The following is an 18,818-nucleotide window of genomic DNA, read 5'->3' as shown; positions in this document are numbered from 1 at the left end:
CTATTCTGCATGCTTTCCTGCGGAGCTGAGCAATGACAAATCGCTCTCAATCTCAGTAAACGCTTCGCGCACCTGCATGATGGCTTCTTCCCGGGCAATTGAACCCTGAATGGCTTCGTCGACATGCTGATAAATAAACACTTCCTGATCCTCATCCAACCCCATGGTTGGGATCCGCTGCTCAAATACCTCCTGAAGGCGACGAAAAATGGATTCATTCTGAGAGCGGTTGTTGTTGAGCAAAGCCAGCAATCCGGTGAACTTACTGTGGATCATAGAAATGGCATCATTGAGCTCTGCTTGCTGAGACAGCAGCTGCTTGCGCGTTAAAATCGCCAGCAATTGCTGCTCGGTGACACTGGCGATAAAACAAATATGATCTCTGAGTCGACCATGTTTGTCCGCGTCTTCTGAGGGCATATTCAGGATCAGCACACTCACCAGATTGTAATTCACCAGTATCCGGCTGGTAAACTCATGCAAACGGCCCTTCGAACGTAATATTTCAAACAACTCCAGTACAATTGGGGAACACAGCCCCGCTGTGGCAAAATGATGGCGCTGCTCATCGACCCGAAACTCGATATTGCAGCTTAACCCTAAATTACTGAGGCACTGGATCAACGCCTTTGCTAACGCCTGAATGTCATCAATAACACCTATCTGTTCAATGTAACTGACGATAAATCCCATTTCACTGCTGGTCGCCATGGCATTGAACGCCGTGGAAGTTGCATCTTCTACCTGCTGCTCCAGGATGTCGCGCTCCAGCAACATCTGTCCTAAATTAAGCAATTTAGCTTTCAATTCACTATGGCCAAAAGGCTTAACAATGTAGTCCTCCGCGCCAACCGCGTAGCCTTCCATGCGCTCTTCAACCGAGCCTCGTGCCGACACAAACATCACGATGATATTCTGCGTCTCCAGATTGGCTTTGATCTTTTTACACACTTCATACCCATTCATCTGCGGCATGCTGACATCCAGCAAGACGACCTGAGGCGCAAAATCCTCAATAACGTCCAGGCATTGCTGCCCGCTGGTTACAGTCAGGAGTTCAAAGTCGAGGTCTTCAAGTATTTCTTCAATGATTTCGAGGTTGAAAGGTTCGTCATCCACCGCCAGGATTCGTTGCAATGCCATTTCTCAGTTCCTTTTCCGTTGCCAAAGCACCATCATCTGCAAACACATCTTCAAACGTAAGAAATGCCCCCGCAATGACAGCTTTAATTTAGTTATAGACAGGGATCACCCATGGCGCTAGTCATCCCTCTAAATTGGCAGCTCAATATGAATACAAGCGCCCTGTTCTGGGTTGTTTTCGGCATAAATACAACCTTTATGCAGCAATACAAATTCTTTGCAAATGGCCAATCCTAACCCGGTTCCACCGGCCCCGCTGTTGGTTTTACTGCTTTGGGCAAACTTATCGAATATGTGCTCCAGTTCATCCTCCGGTATACCCACCCCCTTGTCCCGCACCAGAATATGGACATATCCCGCTTTAAGCGTAACCGTGACGGTCACTTCGCTGTGCTCGGGGCTGAACTTCAACGCATTACCCAACAAGTTCCTCATCACCTGAGTCAACTGCTCAGCATCACAACACAGCACAATGTTGTCCTCTTGCGCTTGCAACTCGATATGAATATGCCGCGCCATCGCCAGACCTGACACATCTTCTTTTGCGGTATGTATTAACGTCAGTAAATTGTGCGATGCCGGATTAAAGGGAAAACGGCCAGCATCCAATTTGGACAAGTCGAGCAGATTGTTCAGCAGTAACAGCAGGCGTTCTCCACTGGTCTCAATGCGTGATAAATATTTCTCCAGTTTGTTCACCGGTATCTCACCACACGCCAACTTATCAATCCCAAAGCGCGCGAAACTCAAAATGGAGTGCATGGGGGTTCTGAGTTCATGGGACATATTAGCAAGAAACTCAGATTTACTGATATTTGCGGCTTCTGCGGCCTCTTTAGCTGCCTGAAGTTGTGCCGTGCGCGCCTGAACCTCGACTTCCAGCACTTCTTTCGCCTCTTCGAGTAATTGCTGTTTACGTTTCAATTGGGCAACGTTCTTAAAAATCGCGGCCAGGGCAATTTCACCGTGGTGGTCAATCTCAATAAACGTCCCCATCAATGGAATACTCGGCCCGTCTTTTTGCGGTAACACCAACTCACAATTGAAATGCCGCAATACACCGCCATTGTTGATGGCTTCTTTTAATGCGGTGACAGAGGCCGGTTCAAACAGGTCAAAAATCGAATGTTGCTGAAGCTGATCTCCCGGTAGTCGCAGTAATGAAGTACAACCATCATTGGCCTCAATCACAAAACCATCGAGATTAAACAACATGATGGGGTCCGGTGTGTGCTTATAAATCACCCGCAGTAAACTGTCTCGCTCAATGAGTGCGTCGACCGTATCCTGCAACCGTTCAACCAACTCTTGATTATGGCGACGTAACAGCTCGCTTTGCCATAGTTTATGCAGCGACTGCAGCAACGCCCCCTCATCAATGGGTTTAGTTAGCACATCTTCAACACCCTGACGGATGGCTTCCATCATATCAACCTGATTTTGCCGTGAGGTCATTAACAGGCAACGCGCATCGCGGTGGATCTGCCGCACCTTTTTGAAGACATCCAGGCCGCTCCCCTGTGCCAGATTAAAATCACAAATCAACAGATCAATATCATGAGTGGTTGCCTGTTGCATTGCCTCAGTAATACAGTGTGCAGTTACGACTGTCAGTTGCGCGCCACGCAGGCTGGCCGTCAAACGCCTCAGACGATCTTCACGATGGTCAACCAGTAGGATTTTCGGCAGCTCAAGTCGGTCGTGATCACCGGTTTCAAGCACGCGTTCAAGCAACCCCGTGATTTCTTTGTTACCAAAAAAAGGATAGATCACAATGGCATTGCACAGCATTCGGTTTAACCGGCTGAATGCATCAACATGCTCAGAATTTTCTGGCTTGGGAGCGAGCAAGATGAGACGGTCGTGATCTTTTAGCCCAGACAGGGCATCAAAGGTGCTATCCGGCAGCCCATGGGCAATGGCAACAACATGATACGCAGAGAAGTCCTGAACCTTGTGCAACATCTGAAAATGTAAATGCACCACCTCACAGCCCAATAATTCAAATAATACCTTCAGTCTCATAGCCAGCACACTGCTGCTATCGATAATCAATACCTTGTTGTTTTCCATAACTAAACCCTGCTGTGGTAAACCAATTTGCTGCATTACTCAATGCAATCAATAGCATTCAGTTTAGTCAAAAATCGCCAATCCGAAACACACGCCGGTTGAATCACAACGTGCAACCGTTACACTGTGAACTGACCACGTTCGTGCCACGTATACTCAGGCATTGAGTTTAAAACCGTTTCAGGGAGCCCCCGATGATTAAACCACTATTGATATCTATGGCACTGCTTGCCAGCAACGGCGCGTATGCCAGCGAGACACCAGATTTCACCAAAAGTAAGGCCTGTAATGATTTTACCGGCTATGAATTCAGAAAACTCAGATCGAAAGACACCGTCGACTTATGCGCCTTTGAGGGTAAACCATTATTGATAGTCAACACTGCCAGTAACTGTGGGTTTACAGGTCAGTTTGATGGCCTGGAAAAGCTACATAAAGCTTATGCCGACAAAGGTCTGGTGGTACTCGGGTTTCCGTCAGACGACTTCTTTCAGGAAGAAAACGACGAAAAAGATACGGCTGAGGTCTGCTTTATCAACTACGGCGTCACCTTTACTATGATGGCAACAGGTGCCGTACGCGGCGACGATGCCAACCCGGTTTTTCAACATCTGGGTGAACAAAGCGGTGCGCCCATGTGGAATTTCTACAAGTATTTAATCTCAGCGGATCGCAAGTCAATCCAGCAGTTCAACAGCCGCACCAAACCAATGTCGGAACCAATGATAGCGGCCATTGAAAAAGAACTTGATCTTAAATAATGCGCTTTAAATCTAAGTATATTAGAATAATGTATGAGCAATAATTAACCCATCCATGGAGAGATAATGACACTAGCCAGCGCAAGACACATATTAGTCGATAACGAAGCCCAATGCCTTGAACTCAAGCAACGTATTGCAGCAGGTGAAGACTTCGCCGAGATCGCAAAACAATATTCCAGTTGCCCGTCTGGTCAGGATGGGGGTGAGCTGGGTGAGTTTGGACCTGGCATGATGGTACCTGAGTTCGACAAAGTGGTATTTTCGGCACCACTCAATGAGGTGCAAGGCCCAGTTCAGACGCAGTTTGGTTATCACCTGCTTGAAGTCACCAACCGGGTCGATTAAACCATGTTTGCTACTGGCAGTGTTTCTCTGTCGGTAGCTTTGCCTGTAGCCTCTCGAATCTGTCCTGGTCCTACCCGTCTATCATACCAATCCGCATAATTAATTAGCTAATCTTGAGACCAGTAAACCTCGCCGATAGCCAGGAAATAATTTCGCTATTTAGTTGTTCTAAATAAGAAATTTTTAACACTATTATCGGCAGAATTAATCTTTCCAATTGATTATGTATTAATGTAGATTGGTTTAAGTAATGCTATAGTCATTGCGCATCTAACCACAACATAAGGATTGAGTGATGATCTTATATGGCTCGGATACATCTCCGTATGTCAGGCGCATCCGCATTTATTGTCTTCGCCACGACATTACCCTGGACTATCGCAAACTGGACATCTTTAGCGAGGAAGGCAGAGCTATCCTTCACCAGCACAATCCGGCACGTAAACTGCCGTTTCTGCTTGCTGATGATCAGCCGGTCTTGGATTCCAATGTCATTGCCCGTTACCTGCAACAAAAGTTTTCTTTGCCTCATCTCAATTGGGCACAGGAAAACCTGCTCACTATCATCAATGCCTGCAACGATTCATTGGTAGAGCTGTTGCTTTGCCAGCGTTCAGAATTTGATACCCAGGATGACAAGCTGTTTTTTAACCTGCAACGCGGGCGCATCGCTGAAACCTTGCGCGTACTGGAGCAAAGCTGTCATGAAACGGTATTTTTAAACTGCGAGTATCTGCAGATCAGTTTATACTGCCTGCTGGATTGGATCCGCTTCAGAAACTTGTTCGACTTAACGCCGTACACCGCTCTGGAGCAGTTTTATGACCAATGGCAGCCTCAAGAAGAGGCACGTCTTACAGATCCCAGAGCATAATACCAATTTGCTTAATTAAGTGTTCTATTTTGAGGCGAGAAAATAAGGTCGACAACAAGGCGAAAATTTTGACATTTAGTCGTTCTAAATAGAAATTTTTAACGCCATTAGCGTCATATTTGCTCTTTCAAATTAAACAGGTATTAAGTGAAATTGGTATAAGCTCGATAACTATGGAAATACACCATGAGTGACATCGAATTAGAATCGGAAGTAGTCAATTTTGTCGTGACAGCGAAAGAGCAAGAGCAAGTTTGGGCACTGGGCTCAGATGATGGCGGCCTGGTTGTGGTTGACTCAAACCAGTTTGAAGAGTCGGACGTATTGCTGCTATGGGATAACGAAGAGAGCGCTCAGGCACAGTGCCGTGACGAGTGGGCAGACTTCAAACCAATTGCCATCGCGCTGGATGAGTTGCTTGACGAATGGATTGAAGATTTACGCGACGACAACGCCCTGCTGGGTCTTAACTGGAATGATGACAACGTGTGTACAGAGATCGAGCCGGTTGGTCTGGCCCGTGCCCTGTCAGAATAAGCGCCGTTATTCCACGCTGATCAGCGCCACTAAGGTGCCTTCAATTGAGCGCACATAGGCCTGTGTGTGCTCACCTTTTAAAGTCGGCGGCGACAACGGCTCAGCGCCCGCTGCTACGGCTTTATCATAGCTCTTCGCGACATTCTCACACCCCAAAGTTAACTCAAAACCCAACGCGGGCTGCTTAGGTTGGCTACGAATGTAGCTTTGTTTAAACTGCGCCTGTGCAACCGGGTGGGTAGCAAAAGCGAGTAAAACCTGTCCGGTGTCCAGCTCTCCATAGTCTCCGTCCTCGCTGAGGCCACAGGCACTGAGCCCGAAGGCCTGATAGTAAAAGTCCAGTACCTCTTCGACACTGTCGACGTAGATCACGGTTTTTAGAAACTGCATGGCTAAATTTCAAGCTAAATAAATATAAATAAAGCATATTTTTCGTTCAGCGTAAACCGATTTAAGATCCGAACAGGGTAGAGACAGGCAATAAAAAAGGGCGCCATTGGCGCCCTCTTATCAAGCAATTACTGCTTATTCTTTTGTTCTTTCGTAAATGCCCTGAGTTTACGCTTCTGCGACAGGGTCATTTTGTTGGTGCGACCAGAGTACGGGTTATCCCCTTCACGGAACTCGATCTTAATCGGCGTCCCCATGATATTCAGCGCCTTACGATAGTAATTCATCAGATAGCGCTTATAACTGTCTGGCAAATCATGCACCTGGTTACCATGGATCACGATACGCGGCGGGTTATAACCACCGGCATGGGCATATTTCAGCTTAACCCGGCGACCACGTACCAGAGGAGGTTGATGGTCGGCCTGGGCCATATCCATGATACGTCTCAGCATGGCTGTGCTGACACGTTTAGTCGCCGACTCATAGGCTTCTTCAACAGATTCAAACAGGTGACCAACCCCGGTACCATGCAGCGCCGAAATGAAGTGCAGGCGGGCAAAATCAATAAAGCCAAGGCGACGATCCAGTTCAGACTTAATTCGCTCTTTCACGTAGTCATCCAGACCATCCCACTTGTTCACTGCGATCACCAAAGAGCGACCCGCGTTCAGGGCAAAGCCCAGCAGACTGAGATCCTGATCTGAGATACCATCTCGTGCGTCGATCACTAGCAGAATGACGTTAGCATCTTCAATGGCTTTCAGCGTTTTAATCACTGAGAACTTTTCAACCACATCACTGACTTTCTTACGCTTACGAACACCTGCGGTATCTATCAGCACGTAGTCGCGCTCATTACGCGTCATCGGGATATAAATTGAGTCGCGTGTCGTGCCTGGCATATCGTACACAATTACCCGCTCTTCACCCAGGATTCGGTTGGTAAGCGTTGACTTACCTACATTAGGGCGACCGATGATAGCCAGTTTAATGGGTTTGTCTTCAAAGCCAGTTTTGCCCTCTTCCGGCGCTTCTTCCCCTTCCAGGTAAAGCTCAGTCAGCAGCTCATCGTCCTGCTCAATTTCATCTTCTTCTGAGGCCAGCTCCGCAATTACCGGACCCAGAGTCGCTTCGAGCAGCTGGGTAACACCCCGGCCGTGTGCAGCAGCAATGTGATACACCTCACCCAACGCTAACTGGTAAAACTCAGCACAGTTAGAGTCTGCATCGATGCCGTCTGTTTTATTGGCCACCACAAAGCTTTTCTTCTGCTGCTTACGCAAGTGTTGCGCGATGGCCTGATCCGCTGCGGTCATGCCTGCACGGGCGTCGACCAGAAACAGCACCACATCGGCTTCTTCAATGGCCAGCAAAGACTGCTCTGCCATTTCCGTTTCGATGCCTTCTTCACTGCCATCAATACCGCCGGTATCGACCACGATAAACTCATAGCCATCATAATTTGCCTGGCCATATTTACGGTCACGTGTAAGGCCCGGAAAGTCCGCCACTAACGCATCACGCGTGCGGGTCAGACGGTTAAATAAAGTGGATTTCCCCACATTGGGTCGCCCGACGAGAGCGATCACAGGAAGCATAGACTACCTCTTTTAAAAACAACAAAAGGCTTCGCACCGCGAAGCCTTACTTCTATTCATTCAGCATATGGTGGTTACGGAATTTTTACCGCACTGACTTCACCATCGCGGGTGTACAAGATCAAGGTGTCATCGACCACAATAGGTTCGACAAAAAAGCCTGAACTATCAAACTCTTCACGAGAAACCAATTGACCTGTTTGTTTATCCAGCCAATGCAGGTTACCTTCCTGATCACCCACTACCAGATAATTACCAGCCACTGCCGGCGTCGTCAGGTACCAACCACGTAACGCAGACTGGCTCCAACGCTCAATGCCCGATTCTCTATCTAGAGCATAGAGTACGCCTTCGCTATCTACCAAATAAATGGTATTCAGCTCAACACTGAGATCACGGTAACTGCTGTACTCACGATCCCAAAGCACATTGCCGTTACGCACATCCAATGCGGCCAGTTTACCATTGTAGGCGATGGTATACACGGTACTACCAACAACCACAGGCTTAGTATCTACATCAACCAGGCGCTCAAACTCAGAAGCGCCTTTCGCCAGAGCGATGTCCGTACTCCAGGCCATGAAGCCATTCTCAGCAATCAGTACAGATAATTTACCGCTTTCTTCACCAACCAGTACGCCACCATTTGCTGACGTAGGTGAACTCAGGCCACGTAATGTCAGTGCAGGCACTTCCTGCTCAAACTGCCAGCGCTCCTCGCCGGTATCCGGGTGTAATGCCAGAAGCTTTCCTGAACCCAGGTTAACGTAGACCAAACCATCTCCGGCCGCAGGGGTCGAAAGCGCCTCTCCCGGCACCGTCTTACGCCAAACGACCTCACCGGTTTCACGGTCTAAGGCAATCACTTCGCCGTGCTCAGAGCCGATATACAGCTTGCCGTAGGCCTGCAAAATACCGCCCGACAGCTTAGCCGTGTCATCATCTTCCCATGGCCAGAAAGCCGGGTTTTCACGCGTATCAACTTCCCATAGCGTATCGCCGCTGCTGCTATCAAGTGCAGCGACCAGACCATTTCGTTCTGCTACGTAAACCGTACTTTGATAAAAGGTGGGTGTCAGACGTGAGAAGTAATGCTCAACGCCATCACCAATAGATTCCTGCCAGACAACGTCGGTTTCAAACTGGTTTACAATTTCAGGTAACACCAGTTCCTCTTCATCATCACTTGAGGAGCATCCCAGCAATGACGCCATACATAGCGCCAATGAGGCCATAGTCAACTTCTTCATGGCGACTCCTTACAGTGCTGCTGTGCTAGCCAGATCGTCCAATTTAATTTGTAGCAGTGGATTATTATCACTGCCACCGGCAGTCACTGCTTTTTGATACTCATCGCGCGCAGCCTCTTTGTTGCCTTGCGCTAACAGTACATCGCCTTTCACCTCAGCTACCTGAGCAGCAAAGCTCTCTGGCATCGGGTTACCCAGTGTCGCCAGTGCCGCACTGTAATCTTCACGCGCAGCCTGTACACGGGCCAAGCGCAGATAAGCAGTCGCTTTTAACTCTGGTGATTTAACGGTGTTTGCAGCGAAGTTGAGCTTCTCTTGTGCAACGTCCAGTTTGCCTTGTTCAACGGCCTCTTTTGCTGCCACAAACGCAGCCAGTACCGCATAGCTCGACTCACCATTCGTAGCTAAAAAGTCATCGCTTTTGGTCAGAACGTCACCACTATCAACCAACTGGTTATAGGCTTCAGAACCTGCTTCTGCGGTGTCAATTTGATGCTGGTTATAAGCTTTCCAACCATACAGACCACCCAGGCCCAGCACCGCACCGATGATCAAAGATGTTCCATTTTCACGGAAAAATCGTTTTATTGCTTCGGCTTGTTGTTCTTCTGTTGAATAAATTTCCATTCTGACCTCTTTATTAATAGCGTAAAGCCAGTCCCTTTTCAGATAACTGGCCTGACTTTACTGCGCCTGGGCGCTTAATCCACTAACGCCGACAACAGGCTTTTTGCCTCTGCCAGTGTCAGGGTAACTTGTTCTTTGTGTTCGCGGAGATACTTAACCGTCACCTTACCTTCGGCCAATTCATCTTCGCCAAAAATCAGGGCAACTTGTGCATCGCTCTTATCCGCACGTTTCAGTTGTTTTTTGAAGTTGCCGCCACCGGCATTGACCAGTACGCGCAGGCCTGGGATTTCACTGCGTAGTTGTTGCGCAATAACCGGCGCCTGAATGCCTGCCTGTTCGCCCATCGCTGCAACGAACACATCGGCATTACGGCGTACTGTGCCGATACGCTCAAGCTCTTGTAGCATCAGCACAAGACGCTCCATACCCATAGCAAAACCCACAGCCGGCGTCGCTTTACCACCAACCTGCTCTACCAGGCCATCATAACGCCCACCGGCACACACAGTACCCTGAGCGCCTAAGCTATCCGTTACCCATTCGAATACAGTGCGGTTATAATAATCCAGGCCGCGTACCAGTTTTTCATTAACCTGGTATTCGACGCCAGCAGCGTCTAAACGTTCACATAAATTTGCAAAATGTTCACGCGACTCTTCGTCCAGATATTCAGACAGTTTTGGCGCGTTCACTAATATGGCCTGCACGTCCGGATTTTTGCTGTCCAGCACACGTAACGGATTGCTGTGCATGCGGCGCTTTGAATCTTCATCCAGAGCCGCTTCGTGCTGTTCAAGAAACGCAATCAAGGCATCACGATAGGTTGCGCGCGCTTCATTTGAGCCCAGAGAGTTGAGTTCCAGACGAACAAATTCGCTGATCCCAAACTGCTGCCACAGGCGCGCCGTCATCAGGATCACTTCAGCGTCCATGTCAGCACTTGCCACACCAAAGGTTTCTACTCCAAACTGATGGAACTGGCGATAACGGCCCTTTTGCGGACGCTCGTGACGAAACATAGGTCCCATGTACCACAAACGCTGCTCCTGGTTATACAGTAAGCCATTCTGGTTACCGGCCCGCACACAAACTGCGGTGCCTTCAGGACGCAAGGTCAGGAGATCGCCATTGCGATCTTCGAAGGTATACATTTCTTTTTCAACGATGTCGGTGACTTCACCAATTGAGCGCTTGAATAACTCGGTGGATTCCACGATAGGAAAGCGGATCTCCTGATATCCAAAAGATGCCACTGTGTCACGTAAGATAGATTCTACCTTCTGCCAGACTTGCGTATCACCCGGCAGACAATCGTTCATACCTCGAATTGCCTGAATTTGTTTTGCCACTGAAAATCCTAGTAATCTAATTTTTTACACGAAACGGCTGGCTAAACCCGATGACTTAGCCAGATCTGATAGACCCGCTATTATACCCAGCTCGGCTAAAACGTAAACGCTTAGTTTACCGGGTCTGCCGCGCTTACTCGACTATCTTGACGTCGATTTTGGGTTCATTTTGTTGTTTTTCAACATAGCTGCGTACCTGCTCTTCCAGCTGTTCAACGATGTGATCGTTGTCGATACGCAATTTTTGGCGCTCACCATTGATATAAAGGCCCGAACGGCGGTTTGCCCCTGCCAGACCCAAATCGCTCACCAAAGCCTCACCCGGACCATTTACCACACAACCAATTACAGAAACCGAAATTGGGGTTGTGATATCTTCCAGGCGTTCTTCCAGTTGATTCATGGTGTTAACCACATCAAATTCCTGACGAGAGCAACTTGGGCAGGCGATAAAGTTAATCCCCCGCGAACGAATACGCAGCGATTTAAGAATATCAAAGCCTACTTTGATTTCCTGAACTGGATCGGCAGCCAGGGAAACCCGCAACGTATCACCAATGCCCTCAGCAAGGAGCATACCTAAACCCACTGCCGACTTAACCGAACCGGCACGCATCCCGCCGGCTTCGGTGATCCCCAAATGCAGTGGTTGGTCAATTTCTTTGGCTAACAGGCGATATGCCCCAACCGCTAAGAAAACGTCCGACGCTTTAACCGACACTTTAAATTGATCAAAGTCGAGTCGCTGTAAGATCTCAACATGACGCATCGCTGACTCAAGCAAAGCTTCTGGCGTAGGTTCGCCATATTTTTCCTGCAGATCTCGCTCCAGCGAGCCGCCATTCACTCCGATACGGATCGGAATGTTCTTATCACGTGCTGCATCGACGACCGCACGAATACGCTCTTCATTGCCGATATTGCCGGGGTTGATACGCAAGCAATCCACACCATATTCAGCCACTTTCAGGGCGATACGATAATCAAAGTGAATGTCGGCGACCAAAGGTATCTCGGACTGTTCTTTGATGCTCTTAAACGCTTCTGCGGCTTCCATAGTCGGAACAGAGACCCGCACGATGTCCGCGCCGGCATCGGCAATCGCCCGGATCTGAGCCACAGTGGCGTCCACGTCCAGGGTATTGGTGTTGGTCATCGACTGCACGGCGATCGGTGCTCCGTCCCCGATGGGCACATTCCCCACATTGATACGCGTGGATTTTCTACGTTTGATCGGTGATTCTGAAAACATGACGATTACTCTGCTAACGGTAAATTAAATTTGGCTAAACGATTGCGCGGCAAGCCGGAAATATCCACAGCTGCGCCATCGAGAGTGATGCTCACGGCAAGGTGTTTGCCCAGTACGACGGAAAACGGGGCCTGCCCACTGACGGTCATGGTATACCCGGCTTTCTTAACACCAAAGGCAACGCGCTCCTGACTGGCATCGAAAATCTCTACCCAGCTGTCTTCTTTAAACACCATCACAATGGTGTTCTGAGCAAGCTCTGGCTGAGGGTTGCGCTCGGTCGCGGGCGCAGCTTGCACCTCTGCAACGGCATTGTTTTGTGTGATTGCGCTCGCTTCTGGCGCAGGTAACGTAGCCTCTTCAGATGGCTCTGACGCAGGCTCCGGGGTCATATCTTTGGCCGGCTTTTCGGGCTCACTGATACTCTCAGGCTGATACTCAGGGGTGACTGCCTCAGGCTCATCTGCCCCGGCTTGCAACGTATTTTGCTCGTCATTTTGCCCACCGCCTGAAACAACATTGGCCTGAGGTATATCCCGGGCATCACCCGGAGTGATCTCGCTCTGCGAGCTGCTGTTTTGCCAAAACCAAATCGCGGAGCTGCCCACGACCAGGATCAAGACAGCATAGCTGAACCACATCAGACGATTGTCGTGCGCTTCTTTCTCGGTACGGCGTGAGAAGCTTTTCATCTTGCCTTTTTGTTCAGGCACAACGGGAGACTGATATAATTTCAGTGTTTCCTGCGCATCCAGGCCCAGTAAATGACAGTAACTTTTGATGTAGCCCCGTACAAAAGTTTCGGGGCCCAGGTTCTGATAGTCGTCCTGCTCTAATTTATTGATCTGGGTTTCACTGAGCTTCAACCGTGTGGTGATCTCTTCATAGCTGACACCCCTGTCATGCCTGGCTTTGGCCAGTGTTTGTCCAAGCGACAATAAATCGCTGCTATTTTCTGTATCTAATTCTGCTTCGTTCATAAGGTATAGTTATCTGGATCCACGATTAAGAGATGTCGCCCTGGTTGTAAGACGATATCCGGGGTCAATTTGTTCCACCGCATCAGGTCGTCAATCTGGAGATTATATTCCATTGCAATATCGAACAGCGACTGGCCCTGGCCTATGGTGTGCACAATCTTAGGATCGTTCAAATACACCACCTGACCAATTGACAGCTGGTCCGACTCACGTAAATTATTCCATGCCATCAGTTTTTCTAACTTCAGGTTGTACTTCACTGAAACACTAAACAGGTTTTCCCCCAACCTGATGATGTGCTGAGGAATACTAGGTAGCATCAGATCGGTATTCAGCAGGCCACCAACCGCACGGCCTTGCACATTCTCTGCCGCAGGCTCTGATGGAAGTTGCGCAAGCCAGCTATCTGATGGCTTATCGGTTATTGCGGCCGTGTCCCCGGTGCGTACAGAAGGCGCTGAAAAGGCAATATCAGCCGGATCAGGCTCATAAAATACCACCTGTCCTCTTGTATCTGATGCAACGAGTTTAACTGTGTCAGCAGCTTTATCAGGGACACTCTGAGCCGTTACTGTATCCTGCTCGGGTGAATTCTGAGTGAACTGTTGTGCACGCAACGAACGTGCTGGCGTCTGAACCAGTTGCTGTGCTGGTTCAGATGCAACTGGCACAAGCTCAAGCTCCTGAGGTTGAGAGCTGGCCGGTTCGACTTTACGACGTACCTTGATTTTGGGTTCAGCCACCAAATGCGTTGGCGACTTATGGGTGATTTTTGTCAACTGAGCCTGACGATATTGCTCTTTCAAACGTTCAAATTCACTGTCTTTCAGACGTTGCTGAAGCACCAATGCCGCCTGGGGCGACTCCGGATACGTCTGTAGCAACAAAGTCGCGGTTTCTTCTGCTTGTTGCAAATGGCCTTTGCGTAATTCCAGTAAATGAGACAGTAATAATCCACGCGCAGAGACAAACCCACGGTCGCCATACACCTTCAGTACTTCCTCTGCGCGATGCAACTCACTTTTCGCATAATGCAAGCCAGCCATCAGTAGCAAAGTCGACTGACGCTGCCCATTGTGTTTTTCAGCACTCCCCAGATACTCCAGTGCCAGCTCGAAATTATCCTGGCGCAATGCACACATCGCGAGGTTTTCGTAGCTTTGTGCAACACGGATATAGCTCGGTATGTCAATGGCTTTAAGCAACTGCTCAGTGGCGGCGTCATATTTGCCGATACGACACAGGAAAGTGCCATAATTATTGAGTGTGTTTGGGTCTTTCGGGGCAAGTGTCAGGGCTTTTTGATAGGCCTGCTCGGCACGCGCATTCTCCCCCACCTGCTCGTAATAATAAGCCAGTGAATAGTGTGCTTCGGGCAATTGCGGTGCCAATGTCAGTGCCCGTTCAAGATTAAACTTGGCCTGGGTATTATTGCCATTCGCCAGGTACTGTAGTGCCAGTGAAATACGCGTTTTTGCAGCGTCTTCGCGGCTCGCTTTACTCTGCACAACCGGCTTATCGCTGTTGGCATAACGCGTTTCGGTCACACAACCACTGAGTGTCACGCCCAGTATCAACAGCAACCCGGTACGGGCAACCTGAGCACGCTTTGAGACCTCAAAGGAGAAGCTTTTTACCAATGAAAACATAGCTGAACTAAACACTTTAGTTAAAAGCGCGCATTGACAAGTCACAATTGGCGCAGGGGCCGCAGGCATAGCTCACCAGAGCGCTGTTGATCTATGCCCATATATTACCCGAATGCGTTCGAGTTTCACCCTTTTTTTAGCCAACCTTCACGGCTATGGCGTTGTCTTCCAGCTGCTTTTTCTTCGCAAGACGTTTGGTTCTGTCGACCACATCACCAACCAGCTGGCCACAAGCAGCGTCGATATCGTCACCACGGGTACGACGGACAATACAGGTTAACCCGGCTGCCTGAAGTACTTTAGAGAAACGGTCGATGCGGCTGTTACTCGAACGCCCATACTCATTGCCCGGGAATGGATTGAATGGGATCAGGTTAATTTTCGACGGTGTGCCTTTTAGTACCTGAACCAATTCATGCGCGTGATCTGTGCTGTCGTTCACGCCCTGTAGCATAACGTATTCAATGGTGACGTCTTTATTGGCTTTCGAACCATCAATATAACGACGACAGGCCGCCAGAAACTCTTCAATTGGATACTTTTTATTGATCGGCACCAACTCATCGCGCAGCGGGTTATTTGGCGCATGCAGAGAAATTGCCAACGCCACATCAATTTTTTCTTTCAGGATATCCAGCGCAGGTACCACACCTGAAGTGCTCAGGGTCACACGACGTTTGGACAAACCAAATGCCCAGTCATCCATCATCAGTTCCATTGCCGGCACTACGTTGTTGATGTTGAGCAGCGGTTCACCCATGCCCATCATCACCACATTGGTGATCGGACGCTTAGTGCTGTCGCCATCGTGCAAGCCAATGTCTTTGGCCACGCGCCACACCTGGCCAATGATCTCACTGACCTTGAGGTTACGGTTAAAGCCCTGTTGTGCTGTTGAGCAGAAGGTACACTCCAGTGCACAACCAACCTGAGACGAGACACACAAAGTGGCACGGTCTTTTTCCGGGATCCACACAGTTTCAACTTCCTGTCCGCCATCCAGTACCAGCGCGTACTTAATGGTGCCATCGCTGGCTTGCTGGCGCACTGAGATCTCAGGTGCGCGGATCTCACACTCTGCCTGCAACTTAGCACGCAGTTTTTTGTTAATGTTGCTCATGTCATCGAAGTTATCGATGCCGAAGTGGTAAATCCATTTCATGACCTGATCGGCGCGAAACGGTTTTTCACCGTATGATGCAAACAACTCGCGCATCCCCTCGCGATTTAAATCAAGTAAGTTAATTTTTTTCTCAGTCGTAGTCATGAAACAACCCCAGATCAGATGACGGCCAGTGCAAATTTAATAAAGCGCCAAATTGTACAAAATTCAACCAACGCTTTCAAATCTGAATACTTTGCTAAACCCGCTGCATGTTGCATTCAGGCTTAGTAAAATACATCAGGGACGAAAAAAGGGCGCTAAGGCCCTTCTTTCATGTCACAGTGCTCGAATTAACGAGTACGTGCGCACAGCTCTTCTTCAGTGAAGAAGTAAGCGATTTCACGTGCAGCAGACTCTGGAGCATCTGAACCGTGTACCGCATTTTCGTCGATGCTGTCAGCGTAATCAGCACGTAGCGTACCCGCTAGCGCTTCAGCTGGGTTAGTTGCACCCATGATTTCACGGTTTTTACGGATTGCATCTTCACCTTCAAGTACCTGAACCATTACTGGACCAGATGTCATGAACTCAACCAAAGCACCGAAGAAAGGACGCTCTTTGTGCTCAGCGTAGAAACCTTCTGCTTTCTCTTGAGAAAGGTGGATCATTTTAGCTGCAACGATCTTCAGACCAGCAGACTCGAAACGGTTGTAGATTGCACCGATGTGGTTTTTAGCTACCGCATCAGGCTTAACGATTGAAAAAGTACGCTCTAAAGCCATCTTTTTTGCTCCAAAATGAAATTAATGAATTTATACGGGCGCGAATTATACGCGTTTTAGATGTAAAAACCTACTATTTCCGTCCCGCTTTGATTTTGTGTGAAACGCAACCTGCCGTTACAGCATCGGAGTCGGCTATCCCGCAGATCCGGAAAAACCTGATCCAGGTCAAATCATCCCGTTAAACCTTGCCCTATACTGCGCCGCTTTTTGATTTAACCCAATTGCCTAAGCCCTTGTACTGCTTGAAGTACGGGCCAAACTGGCGATTGATTTACCCCAACAGCTGACCCGTAATCAGTTCAATGTATGAGGTTTGAGATGTTTGTACCTGAGCTCCTTTCACCCGCAGGTAGTTTAAAGAATATGCGTTACGCTTTTGCGTATGGTGCTGATGCCGTTTATGCCGGCCAGCCACGCTACAGCCTGCGCGTGCGTAATAATGAATTCGACCTGGCCAATCTCGAAATTGGCATCAACGAAGCCCACCAGCAAAATAAAAAACTGTATGTGGTGTCTAACATTGCCCCGCATAACGGCAAAGTGAAAACCTACCTGCGTGATATCGAGCCAGTCATTGCTATGCAACCAGATGCACTGATCATGTCAGATCCGGGCCTCATCATGCTGGTACGTGAAAAATGGCCTGACATGCCCATCCATTTGTCCGTTCAGGCCAACGCCGTCAACTACGCCGCCGTACAATTCTGGGCAAAACAAGGGATCGAGCGCGTGATCCTGTCACGGGAACTGTCACTGGAAGAAATTGCCGAAATCCGCACTTTATGCCCGAATACCGAACTGGAAGTCTTCGTGCATGGTGCCCTGTGTATGGCTTACTCCGGGCGCTGCCTGTTGTCAGGCTACATCAATAAACGCGACCCAAACCAGGGCACTTGTACCAATGCCTGCCGCTGGAGCTACGACGTTAAGCCGGGAGAAGAAAACGCCACAGGCGATGTGGTGCACAAAATTGACCCGCAACAGGTGATCCCGACTTTAGGTGACGGACAGCCGACTGATCAGGTGTTCATGCTCGAAGAGCAAGGCCGTCCGGGTGAGTACATGCCGGCCTTTGAAGATGAACATGGCACTTACATCATGAATTCCAAAGATCTTCGCGCCGTGCAATATGTTGACCAGCTGACCAAGATGGGTGTACACAGCCTGAAAATAGAAGGCCGTACTAAATCCTTCTACTATGTCGCCAGAACCGCGCAGGTGTATCGTCGTGCCATTGACGATGCCGTCGCTGGCAAACCTTTCGATCCTTCATTGATGCGTACGCTGGAAAACCTGGCACACCGGGGTTATACCGAAGGCTTCCTGAAACGCCACGCCCACCAGGAATACCAAAATTACGACTATGGCCACTCCGTATCGGATCAACAACAGTTTGTTGGTGAGATTTTGGGTCGTCACGACAACGGCCTGGTGGAAATTGACGTCAAAAACAAGTTCTGTACCGGTCACAGCCTGGAGCTGATGACACCCCAGGGCAATATCAGCTTTACTCTGGAGCACATGGAAAACAAAAAAGGCGAGCTGATCAGCGATGCCAAGGGCTCTGGCCACATAGTTAAAATTCCGCTGCCAGAAGACATTGACCTCAATCATGCCATTTTGATGCGTAATCTGGGTGCCCAGGAAGACACCCGTAACCCGTTTAAAAAAGCCTAAGCTAGCTAAAACGGAGCGTGAATTATGGCATTACTGATCAACAGTAAATGTATTAACTGCGATATGTGTGACCCGGAATGTCCGAACCAGGCCATTTATATGGGTGAAAAAATCTACCAGATAGACCCGGAAAAATGCACCGAGTGTGTTGGCCACTACGATCAGCCAACCTGTGTGAGCGTCTGCCCGATAGATTGTATTAAGCCCGACCCGGCACACCGCGAAAGCCTCGATACCCTGGCCGAGAAGTACCTCAAACTGACCGGTCAGAGCTAAATCCAGAAAAAGCGCCCGACGGCGCTTTTTCTTTTACCAATCCCCAGTTATTAGTCGCAGATAGTAAACTCACACAGCAATATCCACCGTATTACAGTGTGATTAATCGAGTACAGTTCGATTGCAAAACCCACGGGC

18 protein-coding genes are annotated in these 18,818 nt (G+C 49.0%); 6 read left to right on the top strand and 12 right to left on the bottom strand.

Annotated elements, in window-relative coordinates:
* On the bottom strand, positions 1-1,143 hold the full coding sequence (locus tag QNM19_RS22235) for a response regulator (RefSeq protein ID WP_049865430.1): 1,143 nt from the start codon (positions 1,141-1,143) through the stop codon (positions 1-3).
* Between the two features lie 129 nt (positions 1,144-1,272).
* Positions 1,273-3,216, bottom strand: a complete 1,944-nt coding sequence (locus QNM19_RS22230; protein ID WP_049865432.1) for a sensor histidine kinase — start codon at positions 3,214-3,216, stop codon at positions 1,273-1,275.
* A 194-nt stretch (positions 3,217-3,410) separates the two neighbouring features.
* Between QNM19_RS22230 and QNM19_RS22225 the strand changes: the two genes are divergently transcribed.
* From QNM19_RS22225 to QNM19_RS22210, 4 genes are all read left to right on the top strand, one after another.
* Complete coding sequence (locus tag QNM19_RS22225) at positions 3,411-3,977, top strand: glutathione peroxidase (RefSeq protein ID WP_049865429.1); 567 nt, start codon at positions 3,411-3,413, stop codon at positions 3,975-3,977.
* Positions 3,978-4,043: 66 nt separating this feature from the next.
* Positions 4,044-4,325 (top strand): peptidylprolyl isomerase, encoded by a 282-nt coding sequence (locus QNM19_RS22220; RefSeq protein ID WP_010383960.1) that lies wholly within the window; start codon positions 4,044-4,046, stop codon positions 4,323-4,325.
* Positions 4,326-4,620: 295 nt separating this feature from the next.
* Complete coding sequence (locus QNM19_RS22215; RefSeq protein ID WP_049865428.1) at positions 4,621-5,199, top strand: glutathione S-transferase family protein; 579 nt, start codon at positions 4,621-4,623, stop codon at positions 5,197-5,199.
* A 186-nt stretch (positions 5,200-5,385) separates the two neighbouring features.
* Positions 5,386-5,736 carry a DUF2750 domain-containing protein gene (locus QNM19_RS22210; RefSeq protein WP_049865427.1) on the top strand — a complete coding sequence of 117 codons (351 nt, stop codon included), beginning with the start codon at positions 5,386-5,388 and terminating at the stop codon, positions 5,734-5,736.
* 6 nt (positions 5,737-5,742) lie between these two features.
* Here QNM19_RS22210 and QNM19_RS22205 read toward each other — a convergent pair whose 3' ends face one another.
* The 10 genes from QNM19_RS22205 to ndk all read right to left on the bottom strand — a co-directional run bounded on the left by QNM19_RS22205 (position 5,743) and on the right by ndk (position 16,724).
* Positions 5,743-6,126, bottom strand: coding sequence for a VOC family protein (locus QNM19_RS22205; protein WP_010383955.1), 384 nt, complete (start codon positions 6,124-6,126; stop codon positions 5,743-5,745).
* A 128-nt stretch (positions 6,127-6,254) separates the two neighbouring features.
* Complete coding sequence (der, locus tag QNM19_RS22200; RefSeq protein WP_010383954.1) at positions 6,255-7,727, bottom strand: ribosome biogenesis GTPase Der; 1,473 nt, start codon at positions 7,725-7,727, stop codon at positions 6,255-6,257.
* Positions 7,728-7,801: 74 nt separating this feature from the next.
* Positions 7,802-8,977: an outer membrane protein assembly factor BamB gene (gene bamB, locus QNM19_RS22195; protein WP_049866594.1), complete on the bottom strand. Its 1,176-nt coding sequence runs from the start codon at positions 8,975-8,977 to the stop codon at positions 7,802-7,804.
* A 9-nt stretch (positions 8,978-8,986) separates the two neighbouring features.
* Entirely contained in the window at positions 8,987-9,604 is a 618-nt protein-coding gene (locus QNM19_RS22190) for a YfgM family protein (protein ID WP_049866595.1), read from the bottom strand.
* 74 nt (positions 9,605-9,678) lie between these two features.
* On the bottom strand, positions 9,679-10,956 hold the full coding sequence (gene hisS / locus QNM19_RS22185; protein WP_284027222.1) for a histidine--tRNA ligase: 1,278 nt from the start codon (positions 10,954-10,956) through the stop codon (positions 9,679-9,681).
* Positions 10,957-11,089: 133 nt separating this feature from the next.
* Positions 11,090-12,208, bottom strand: a complete 1,119-nt coding sequence (gene ispG / locus QNM19_RS22180) for a flavodoxin-dependent (E)-4-hydroxy-3-methylbut-2-enyl-diphosphate synthase (protein WP_058796316.1) — start codon at positions 12,206-12,208, stop codon at positions 11,090-11,092.
* Positions 12,209-12,213: 5 nt separating this feature from the next.
* The gene (locus QNM19_RS22175) at positions 12,214-13,188 is read right to left on the bottom strand and encodes a RodZ domain-containing protein (RefSeq protein WP_049866006.1); all 975 of its coding nucleotides are present in this window, start codon (positions 13,186-13,188) and stop codon (positions 12,214-12,216) included.
* The gene (gene pilW / locus QNM19_RS22170; RefSeq protein WP_049866008.1) at positions 13,185-14,837 is read right to left on the bottom strand and encodes a type IV pilus biogenesis/stability protein PilW; all 1,653 of its coding nucleotides are present in this window, start codon (positions 14,835-14,837) and stop codon (positions 13,185-13,187) included. The genes QNM19_RS22175 and pilW overlap by 4 nt, the downstream gene beginning before the upstream one ends.
* A 136-nt stretch (positions 14,838-14,973) precedes the next feature.
* Positions 14,974-16,104 (bottom strand): dual-specificity RNA methyltransferase RlmN, encoded by a 1,131-nt coding sequence (gene rlmN, locus QNM19_RS22165; protein ID WP_010383939.1) that lies wholly within the window; start codon positions 16,102-16,104, stop codon positions 14,974-14,976.
* 188 nt (positions 16,105-16,292) lie between these two features.
* On the bottom strand, positions 16,293-16,724 hold the full coding sequence (ndk, locus tag QNM19_RS22160) for a nucleoside-diphosphate kinase (protein ID WP_010383936.1): 432 nt from the start codon (positions 16,722-16,724) through the stop codon (positions 16,293-16,295).
* Positions 16,725-17,045: 321 nt separating this feature from the next.
* Between ndk and trhP the strand changes: the two genes are divergently transcribed.
* Entirely contained in the window at positions 17,046-18,404 is a 1,359-nt protein-coding gene (trhP, locus tag QNM19_RS22155; protein ID WP_284027221.1) for a prephenate-dependent tRNA uridine(34) hydroxylase TrhP, read from the top strand.
* Positions 18,405-18,428: 24 nt separating this feature from the next.
* Positions 18,429-18,680 (top strand): YfhL family 4Fe-4S dicluster ferredoxin, encoded by a 252-nt coding sequence (locus tag QNM19_RS22150; protein WP_010383933.1) that lies wholly within the window; start codon positions 18,429-18,431, stop codon positions 18,678-18,680.
* Positions 18,681-18,818: the final 138 nt, after the last annotated feature.

It is taken from the genome of Pseudoalteromonas ardens, assembly GCF_030125445.1.
In the GTDB taxonomy this organism is placed as follows: Bacteria; Pseudomonadota; Gammaproteobacteria; order Enterobacterales; family Alteromonadaceae; genus Pseudoalteromonas; species Pseudoalteromonas ardens.
Note: the sequence above shows the minus strand (reverse complement) of the source record. Positions and strands in the feature narration are given on the sequence as shown.